Origin of the sequence: Thiohalophilus sp., assembly GCF_031581315.1 — a bacterium.
In the GTDB taxonomy this organism is placed as follows: domain Bacteria; phylum Pseudomonadota; class Gammaproteobacteria; order UBA6429; family Thiohalophilaceae; genus Thiohalophilus.
Genome location: NZ_JAVLAZ010000040.1, coordinates 14,430 through 24,300 on the forward strand (window position 1 = coordinate 14,430; position 9,871 = coordinate 24,300).

General features: G+C 46.0%; 12 protein-coding genes. 11 read left to right on the forward strand and 1 reads right to left on the reverse strand.

Annotated elements, in window-relative coordinates:
* Positions 1-1,077: alginate export family protein (locus RI563_RS07560; protein ID WP_310693758.1), on the forward strand; the 1,077-nt coding region annotated here is incomplete at its 5' end.
* Positions 1,078-1,224: 147 nt separating this feature from the next.
* Here RI563_RS07560 and cynR read toward each other — a convergent pair.
* Positions 1,225-2,274: a transcriptional regulator CynR gene (cynR, locus tag RI563_RS07565; RefSeq protein ID WP_310693759.1), complete on the reverse strand. Its 1,050-nt coding sequence runs from the start codon at positions 2,272-2,274 to the stop codon at positions 1,225-1,227.
* Between the two features lie 339 nt (positions 2,275-2,613).
* Between cynR and RI563_RS07570 the strand changes: the two genes are divergently transcribed.
* From RI563_RS07570 to RI563_RS07615, 10 genes are all read left to right on the forward strand, one after another.
* A complete protein-coding gene (locus RI563_RS07570) occupies positions 2,614-3,267 on the forward strand; it encodes a HupE/UreJ family protein (protein ID WP_310693760.1) in 654 nt (217 codons plus the stop codon).
* 136 nt (positions 3,268-3,403) lie between these two features.
* Positions 3,404-3,844, forward strand: a complete 441-nt coding sequence (gene cynS, locus RI563_RS07575) for a cyanase (protein ID WP_310693761.1) — start codon at positions 3,404-3,406, stop codon at positions 3,842-3,844.
* 85 nt (positions 3,845-3,929) lie between these two features.
* Positions 3,930-4,724 (forward strand): methyltransferase domain-containing protein, encoded by a 795-nt coding sequence (locus tag RI563_RS07580; protein WP_310693762.1) that lies wholly within the window; start codon positions 3,930-3,932, stop codon positions 4,722-4,724.
* Between the two features lie 261 nt (positions 4,725-4,985).
* A complete protein-coding gene (locus RI563_RS07585; RefSeq protein WP_310693763.1) occupies positions 4,986-5,417 on the forward strand; it encodes an SH3-like domain-containing protein in 432 nt (143 codons plus the stop codon).
* Positions 5,410-5,778 carry an SH3-like domain-containing protein gene (locus RI563_RS07590; RefSeq protein ID WP_310693764.1) on the forward strand — a complete coding sequence of 123 codons (369 nt, stop codon included), beginning with the start codon at positions 5,410-5,412 and terminating at the stop codon, positions 5,776-5,778. The genes RI563_RS07585 and RI563_RS07590 overlap by 8 nt, the downstream gene beginning before the upstream one ends.
* A gap of 36 nt (positions 5,779-5,814) precedes the next feature.
* Complete coding sequence (scnC, locus tag RI563_RS07595) at positions 5,815-6,537, forward strand: thiocyanate hydrolase subunit gamma (protein WP_310693765.1); 723 nt, start codon at positions 5,815-5,817, stop codon at positions 6,535-6,537.
* A 25-nt stretch (positions 6,538-6,562) separates the two neighbouring features.
* The gene (locus RI563_RS07600) at positions 6,563-6,976 is read left to right on the forward strand and encodes a hypothetical protein (protein WP_310693766.1); all 414 of its coding nucleotides are present in this window, start codon (positions 6,563-6,565) and stop codon (positions 6,974-6,976) included.
* 137 nt (positions 6,977-7,113) lie between these two features.
* Positions 7,114-7,908, forward strand: a complete 795-nt coding sequence (locus RI563_RS07605) for an ABC transporter ATP-binding protein (protein WP_310693767.1) — start codon at positions 7,114-7,116, stop codon at positions 7,906-7,908.
* 79 nt (positions 7,909-7,987) lie between these two features.
* A complete protein-coding gene (locus RI563_RS07610; RefSeq protein ID WP_310693768.1) occupies positions 7,988-9,322 on the forward strand; it encodes an ABC transporter substrate-binding protein in 1,335 nt (444 codons plus the stop codon).
* The coding region (locus RI563_RS07615) for an ABC transporter permease (RefSeq protein WP_317622866.1) at positions 9,319-9,871 on the forward strand (553 nt) is incomplete at its 3' end. The genes RI563_RS07610 and RI563_RS07615, both read left to right, overlap by 4 nt.

Genomic DNA, 9,871 nt, shown 5'->3' on the forward strand with positions numbered 1-9,871 from the left:
TATGAATCTGTTGAGCAAAACAATGCTCTTAGAGATGCGTCAGCATTGACGTTGCGCAGTCGTATCAGCTACGCAACAAATGAATATAAAGGTTTATCCGCAACGCTTGGCATGGAAGATGTCAGGATTATGGGCGAAAATGAATATTCTGTCCCTGTGACTAGTTACAACTCAGGAGTGTATTCTGTTATAGCGGATCCGGAAGTGACCGAGTTGGATCAGGGGTTCATCCGGTATGCTTCTGGAATGGCCGAGGTCAAATATGGTCGCCAGGTTATCACTCATGATAATCAACGGTTTGTTGGCCATGTCGGCTGGAGACAGGACAGGCAGACGTATGACGGCCTCAGAGTCGCTGTCACGCCTGTAGATAACCTGAAAGTTGATTATTCATATATTACCAAGCGCAACCGCATTTTTGCCGAGGCTGCCGATGTGGATTCAAAAGATAGCCTTTTGAATCTGTCATACAAATCGTCACTCGGCAAGTTAAGTGGCTATGCGTATCTTCTGGAATTGGATAATAATACTGATAATGCACTGGATACCTATGGCCTACGTCTGGTCGGAAGCACTGGAGAAAATGATCAGTATTCATATAGCCTGGAATACGCTTCTCAGGAGTCGAAATCAGGTGCGACCGAATATGATGCTGATTATGTTCTGGCCGAAGGTGCGATGAAATTATCGGGTATGACTTTCAAGCTGGGTTATGAGCTTCTGGGTTCAGATAATGGCACATATGGCTTCTCAACTCCTCTGGCTACAGTACACGCATTCAACGGCTGGACTGATCAGTTTTTGACGACCCCTGATCAGGGGCTGGTTGATCTGTATGTCAGTCTGGGCGGCAAGATTGCCGGCGGGAAGTGGCTTGCAGTTTATCATGACTTCAGTGCTGATGAATCGACAGCGACAATCGATGATCTTGGCGATGAAATTAATGTCCTGTACGCAAAGAAGTTTGGGAAAGTCTATACAGCTGGTATCAAGTATGGCGCATATTCAGCCGGTGATGCCGCAGCTGGTAAAGTAGATACTGACAAGTTGTGGGTATGGGGGGAAATGAAATTCTGATGCGTGCTTAGTCAGAAAAATTAGCGACAAATATTTTGAAGTGGTATTTGTCGCAAAGTCCTCCTCTTGAGTCGGTGACAAATATTCTGGCAAGTGATATTTGTTCCGACTTTTTTTGTGACTCTGTGATTATTGTTCTTGATTCATTTAGATGATATCGGCCTCGATATCCTCAAGCGAGGTGTCAGATGAATCGATGCTGACATCAGAAGGGAATTTGGATTCATCCTCGGCGCAGGCATCGGTAAGTGGGCAGGGGCGCACACGATGACTGGGTTCGAGTTCACAGCGCTGGGCCGACCATTCACCCGCCAACTCCTCAAAGGCTACGCAGGCAGGGCTTTTATTGATGTCTTTTCGGTAGATAAGGCTGATTGTATGATGCGGAAGCTCTGGCAAGAGGGATAGTGAATACAGGCCATGCTGATGACAAGCAATTGTGTCTGGCAAAATCGTGGCGAGCTTTCCTTGTCGTACCATCTCGATTATGACACTCAGCGAGGTGGCCTCTACGGCGATATGCGGGCTTATACCCTGTTCGATGCAATAGAAATCAATATGTGACCTCAGGGCGTAATTGGTATTGAACAGGACTAAAGGTTCCTCTTCAAGTGCGTGTTTACTAATTGGCCCCTTCTGTCCGGCCAGGGGGTGATTTTTACCGAGCACGAGGCTGAGTGTTTCACTAAATAATATTTCGCTGTCCGTTATTCCAGGGTAACCCTCGGTCGAGAGGGTACTGCTAAGCGCGATTCCGATATCAACATGATCGCCAACAAGAGCATCTTTCATGTCATTTTGTGGCATTTCTAGTGTGGTTACCGTAATACCTGGATAAAGAGTGTTGAATTTAACGAGTAACGGAATAGCCAGATAATCAGTAATGGGAGTCATGGCAATACGCAGACTACCGCGGCTCAGATCTTTCAATTCATGAATAGCACGTTTTGCCGCATCCAGTTCTTTCAAAGCACGACGCGCATGGTGCAAATACACCTCACCCGCGGGGGTTAGACGAACACTGCGACCAGAACGATCGAGCAACTGGATATTTAACAAATCCTCCAATTGCTTGATTTGCTGAGATAAAGATGGTTGAGACACATAGAGCGCTTCTGCGGCGCGAGTGAAACTCTGATGCTCGGCGACAGCAAGAAGATAGTGGACGGAGCGGGGAAAAATGTTATTACGAGCCATAACGTACTCCTATAGGGCTCATCGGAATTAAATCTTGGAAAACAATCATCGCATCGTACATAGTCAGTTGCAAGGAAGAGCTCTGTAGACCGAGTTACAAGCTTGAATTTATACATTGAGGCGATAACCCGGTCAAACAGTCTCCAAAATCGATATATTAGTAGTCTTTAATATAAGTACGGCTTGATATACAGGCGCAGGCACAAGCGGAAAATATCACCAGGTGGTAAGCCGAAGATAATGATTTTACCTGGTTTCGAAGATATTTAAGAAACCAAATGAATCACACCGCTTAAATAATGTTCGGTAACAAAGAAGTAAACTGTGAGGGAAATTGATATGAGCATTGAAAATGATGTTGTTAAAAATTCTTTGCGCGCAAAGATGTCTGTAGTAGGTGGAATGCTTTTGATCGCCTCTTCGCCAGCATTCGCTCATCATCCAATGGGTGGGGCAACGCCTGAAACATTAGGCCAGGGAATGCTTTCAGGTCTTGGGCACCCAATTATTGGCCTGGATCATTTTGCATTCCTGGTGGTAGCGATACTTCTGTCGTGTGCCCTTAAAGGCGCGGCACGATATGTCGTGCCACTGGCATTTGTTGGGGCAACTGTAGGTGGTACGGCATTACACCTGGGGGCAGCGAATATCCCGATGTCGGAAATGCTGGTTGCTGTGACGGTGCTTGTTGGTGCAGTGCTGGCATTAACAAAAAACTATCTGGGAGCTGTAGTCCTGAGCGGTGTATTTGCAGTGAGTGGGCTGCTGCACGGTTATGCGTATGGTGAAGCGATAATTGGTGCGGAAATGACGCCATTGATATCGTACCTGATTGGCTTCGCAGCAATACAGTACATGATCATTGCTGGTGGTACGCTGGGCATGGAGAAGCTGGCCAGGCACTCTGAAACAATGCGTGCTATTGCGGCACGGGTGAGTGGAGTTGCTGCTTTTCTGACCGGCGGTCTCTTTCTGGCAATGAGCCTGTCTTAAATAGAGGTTGAGGTATAACCCGGGCCATAAGGTCAACGTGTCTTCTGGCTCGGGTGTCAATACAGAGTGAATAATTTAATTTTTGTACGTCAAAAATTAAAGGTTGATTCCAGTTAGAAATATAGCGGATGTAGCAATGAATAAAGAAAATATGAAAGAAGTAATTCTGAAGGCAAAGCAGGAAAAAGCAGTCAAATGGGATCAGGTGGGCGAAGCAGCTGGTTTGTCACCCGAATATACATGTTCTGCATGCCTCGGGATGAATCACCTTGAGAAGAAGAATGCTGATGCCGTAGTGGAGTTCCTGGGGCTGGGTAGCGAGATTTCGGAGGCGTTGCAACAGTATCCCTATAAATCATGGGAGCAAAGTGTGCCGACCGATCCTGTTATATACCGATGGTATGAGATTGTTGGTGTATATGGAGAAACGATTAAAGAAATCATCAAGGATAATTTTGGTGATGGAATAATGAGTGCAATCGACTTTACGATGGATATTGAGAAACAGGAAGATCCGAAAGGCGACCGGGTCGTAGTGACAATGAATGGGAAGTTTCTTCCATATAAATCGTGGTAATCAGGCAGCTATAACGTAAATTTAATGATTTCTACGTCAGCAGAATGTGATAAAGGAAAAAATAGTGCCAGACCCGCATAGATTTGTGAACGAATTGGACGAATTGGCGCATGAGCGTCTAATTGAGCGCCTTGAAAGTCGGGCTCAGGTTAACACCTTCTCCGATTTGTTCGAGAAGTATGTAAATAGAATTGAGATTCCTGAAGCGGGAAAAATACTGGAAGTTGGTTGTGGAACTGGAGTAATTTTAAGACAGCTTGCGCAGAGGCATGGGTTTGATGCGCGTGGTGTTGGTATAGACCATTGTAAGTCATTTATAGATGCTGCGACAAAATATGCCGACCAGGAAAGTGTGGCAGACAGTTTAGAGTTTCGTTTGGGTGACGCGCATAATCTGGATTTTGAGGATGGTGAGTTCGATGTTGTGATTTGCCATACAGTAATTAGTCACGTTACTGAGCCGGCCAAGATACTTTCAGAGGTGGCCCGTGTGACAAAAAAAGGTGGTGTTATCGCTATTTTTGACGGTGACTATTCATCATTAACTTATGCGTTTCCTGATCACTCTTTTGGAAGAAAGATGGACGCAGCGCTTTCAAATACAACATTCAACAACCCAAGAATAATGTGTGACCTGCCCAGATTGCTTCCCCAGTTTGACCTTGAGCTGACAGATGCCTGGGGGGATGCGGTTGTGGAAATCGGCCAGGGTAGTTACTTCAAAACATTTGCGGAAACATATGCTCCGTATGTAAAAAACTCAGGTCAGCTATCAGACCAGACCGTAGATATATGGCTCAAAGAGCAGAATAAGGCGATGGAAAATGGAACTTTCTTCGCTGCATGTAACTATTACACATATCTATCGAAAAAAGTATAGATGTCGGTGTGTGACGTTAATTAAGCAAGTATTAATATTATATGGAATGTCGATCCTTATGGAATATAGTTAACGCTTATAAATGCCATCGGAAATTAGTCTTGGAAAAGATTTAGAAGTTGATTCATAGTTTTATAAACAGGTTGTTGAATAGATTGTGAATTAATAAGTACTAGTGAGTAGTGATAGTAAGTAGGTAGTAAACTCGTTACAGCATAAGAGAAAGCATGATTGCTCGTAATCAAAAGAGGAGTAATAACAATGTCATCGTCAACTAGAGATGAGGTACTTCGACACATCAATGTCGTCGGCCTGTTACAACCGGCCTTGCATAAACAAACGCATGCGCCTTCACCGGATGAAATTGACCATACATTATTCCGCGCTTATACGCGGACACCACATGATGTCGGTGGCGAACCAGATGTGCCCATTGTCTGGGAAGAGAAAGAAGAGGAGCAGTGGGAATTAAACACCTTTGCTACCTGTGAATGCCTGGCCTGGAGAGGTGTCTGGACAGCTGAAGAACGCCGCCGCAAGCAAAATGTAGACGTAGGTCAGACGCAGTATCTCGGTCTACCGTATTATGGTCGTTGGTTAATGACTGCAGCGCGGATACTGGTCGACAAGCAATTCGTTACGCTTACTGAGCTGGTAAACAAAATTGAAGAGGTGAGAAATCGTCATGTCTAAACCGGTTTATGATCTAGAGCATCATGCAAAAATGGCCTATGGCATTGGTGATCCGCAATGTTTCAAGGGCAAGGCAGGAAAACCCAAGTTCAAGGAAGGTGACCGAGTTCGTATCAAGGATCTTCCTGACATTTTTTATACTCGCACGATGACTTATACGCGTGGGGCCGAAGGTGTAGTTACAGAATTAGTATATGAAAGCCCGGCAGCCGAAGATGAAGCCTTTGGTAATGAAGATACGCCAGAGTGGTTCTATAGTGTCAAATTCATGCAGAAAGAACTGTGGCCTGAATACAGCGACACTTATTCCAATGACGCCCTGGAGACTGAGTTTCCTGAACGTTATCTGGAAGCTGTCTAATACTGAAAATGTTATATAGATTGAGAGGAAATACTGATGTCAGATCACGAACATAATCACGGCCATGTCCACAAGCCTGCGCCTATGGTCGAGGAAGTCAGCGACTTTGAGATTCTTGAGGCTGCTGTGAGGGAACTGGCAATCGAGAAAGGCCTGTTTTCAGCAGAGGATCATCGGGTTTGGACGGAATATGTACATACTCTTGGCCCGCTGCCGGCTGCAAGACTTGTGGCCAAGGCCTGGCTTGATCCCGAATACAAAGAACTTTGTAAGAAAGACGGTGTTGAAGCAAGTAAAGCGGTAGGCGTGGATTGGGTGACAAGCCCTCCGACCCAATTCGGTACACCGAGTGACTATTGTAACCTCCGAGTTCTGGTCGATACTCCAAAATTAAAGCATGTTGTGGTTTGTACTTTATGCTCATGTTATCCGCGACCGATTCTTGGTCAATCTCCTGAATGGTATCGTACTCCTAATTATCGCCGTCGACTGGTTCGCTGGCCACGTCAGGTTCTGGCGGAATTTGGACTGCAGTTACCTGAAGATGTTGAGGTTCGTGTGGCTGACTCTAACCAGAAAACACGTTATATCGTTATGCCAGAGCGCCCGGAAGGTACTGAAGGGTGGACTGAAGATCAACTGGCGGAAATAGTGACACGCGACTGTCTTATCGGTGTAGCAGTACCGAAGCCGGGTGTTACATCGAATGCCAAGCGTCCTGTTCGCAAGGCGATTAATCCGGTACACCACGATCACTAATTGCAAGAGATAAGAGGGTTAAGCCATGAGCATAGCGAATAATAATAGCGGTGATGATCATTCAGTAGATATCACGCCAATTCCCTTGTTGCAGGAAATTCTCGAAAGTGGCAGATATTGGGAAGATCTCTCAACAAAATATGGAGTGACAAATCCAGATCCTCCGTGGAAGATCACTCTTGAAACCACCTGCGATTTGCTAGCTGCTGATTCGTGTGTAAAACCATACGAGGAGGTTGATCTGGACTCATGTGCTTTACCCTCTCTTGAGCGTCGTGCTGAAGAAGATGAGCTTTCCGAGACCATATATGAAGATGTCCCGTTTCCTGAACGACAGCTTCTTGCTCTCGCACATTCCATGATCAAGCGTGGACTGCTTGATGAGAGTGAATTGTCAGAACGCATGAAAGAGCTGGAAAAAAGATTTAACAGCGCCTGAGGCCAAGGATTAGACCAGTCAGAAAGCCTGTATTTTTATAAATATAGAGTGGCCTTCATAACTGGGATAGTGTTTTTGCTGTAGGTGATTGCCATATGCCCTGTTATAAAAGCAGGGAAAAGTTAGAGGTATAATCGATGTCAATACGCGGTACTGAAATCAAAATAGATAGTCTGACACACCGCTATACGCCAAAGAGTCCTGTTACGTTCAACAAGGTGGATATGGTGTCGCCACCTGGCGAAGCCCTGGCAATAATCGGACGGTCAGGCTGCGGGAAATCCACGCTATTGCATATTCTGGCCGGTATTTTGAAACCGACAGAAGGACAGGTTCTGCTGGATGGCGCGCCTATACAAAAGCCATCGCCTCGTTGGGTGATGATGTTCCAGGCGCCGCATTTGTTCCCATGGATGACGGTATCGCAAAATGTAGGAGTAGGCCTGACATTCGGTCGATGGTCACAAGATGAAATTCGTAAACGTGTTGATGAAGCAATTAGTCTTGTAGAACTACAGAATTTCGCAGAATCAAATGTGCAGGATCTTTCTGGCGGTCAACAGCAGCGTGTCGCACTGGCCAGATCCCTGGTTATGGAACCTGAGATCCTGTTGCTTGATGAGCCATTTTCAGCACTGGATGCGTTTACAAGAGCCTCATTACAACGCGATGTTCGATCAATAGCGAAAAAGCTTGGTTTTAATATTGTTATGGTTACCCATGACATAGATGAAGCTGTAATTATGGCAGATAGAGCAGTAATTATGGCTGGATCACCAGGCAATATAGTCCATGAGCTTGATGTTGATTTGCCTGACCCAAGAGATCGTCAGGATCCCGCCGTACAAGAGCTCCGCGGGAAATTGATGTCCACATTCGAATCGGCCGCAGATGTCCATGCTGTAAATTCGGCTGTAGCAGCCTCCCAGTAAGCCTTTTAGCCTGCGTCGTATATGGGCAAGTGTGTAAATCTGGGATACCTCAAAGGTAAGCACTATTAGGAGAGACGCAATGAGCAAGATTAAAACACAACGACATAGCAATAAAATAGTTGGTGCAAAACTCGATTACGAAAAACATGGTGAAGGATTAGATACATCTACTCCTTCAATTGAATGTGACTCCAGATTCACGCAAGGGCTTGGAACAGGTATTACACGTCGCACCTTATTACAAGCAAGTGCAGCTGTAGCCGGGCTTGGCGCGATGGGCCCCCTCTCATCGGCTTTTGCACAAAAAGATAAAAAATTCGACCCGGTAGTAAAGATTGGGTATATCCCGATTACAGATGCGGCGGCATTACTTGTAGCCCATGAAATGGGGTTTTTCAAGGATGCCGGAATCGAGTCCGCGCCTCCGACACTGATTCGAGGCTGGTCCCCACTTGTTGAAGCATTCTCATCACACCGTTTTAACCTGACTCATTTGTTGGCCCCAATCCCTGTCTGGATGCGATACAACAATAACTATCCGGTCAAGGTGACTGCATGGGACCATACTAACGGTTCCGCGATGGTTGTACATAAGGATAGCGGAATAAAATCACCCAAAGACATGGGTGGTAAACAATTCGCGATGCCTTTCTGGTATTCCATGCACAATATCGTTTCGCAGATGTTACTCAAGGAACATGGAATTAAACCGGTAATTCGGCCTCAAAATGCAAAACTGGAGCCTGATGAGTGTAATTTCCTCGTGTTGAATCCGCCGGATATGCCACCCGCTCTCGCATCACGCCAAATTGATGGCTACTGTGTTGCTGAACCATTCTGTGCTATGGGCGAACTTCGCGCACAGGGTGAAATCCTGCGGTTCAACGGTGATATCTGGAAAGGACATCCTTGTTGTGTTGTGGCTATGCATGAACAAGATGCAATGGATCCGGATCGTGCAGAATGGACGCAAGCTGTACACGATGCGATCATTCGTGCCCAGCTCTATTTGGGTGAAAACAGAAAATCAATGTCTCATATGCTCTCAAGGGATGGTAAAAAATACATGCCTTTCCCGTCTGAAGTCATCGAACGTGCAATGATGTTCTATGATCCGGCCTATTATAAAAACCCGCATGCCATCCAGAATGTACAGTGGGGTCAGGATCGAATCAACTTCCAGGGCTGGCCATACAAATCAGCGACTGTCAGGATCGTCGATGAGCTGAAACAAACCATGGTAACTGGTGACAATGCCTTCCTTGAAGGCTTAACGGGCGATCACGTAGCTAATGATCTGTTCCAATATGACTTCGTAAGAAAGTCCCTGGACAAAAACCCTGGCTGGAAGAATGATCCGAGTGTGCCTCAAACCGGTAACCCCTTTGAACGGGAAGAGGAAATCAGTCTATGAATAATGCAGTAGCTGCAACCGGCGGGGGGGGGGTCGCCGGAATATTCAAAAGTCAGGCGCTAAGTAAACTCGCCTGGAGTTTGGCAGGATTCGCAATCCTGGCGTTTTTGTGGTGGGTATTCGGCTACTATATTGCAAACAATGCTAATACAGCCAGTTTTGCAAAGTTTGGACTTCTTCCGACTCTTCAGGCTTTTCCCGATTTGTGGGAAATCGGCAAGCTGCAAAGTGCGACGACAGTCAGCTTGAATCGACTTTTTGCAGGTCTCGGAATAGCAATAATAATCGGTATTCCTGTTGGCATACTTATCGGGCAGTTCAGACGGTTTAATCAATTGTCGAATTCGCCTTTTCAGTTGTTACGAATGGTAAGCCCACTCGCATGGAGCCCGATTGCTGTATTTGTGTTCTCAACCTGGTATGGGGCTATCGTTTTCCTCATCGCCATGGCTTCAGTTTGGCCGATTATGTTCTCTACCGCAGCAGGTCTTTCGAAGGTCGATCCTGCCTGGTTCAAGGTTGCACGTAATCTTGGCGCCGGACCGGTAC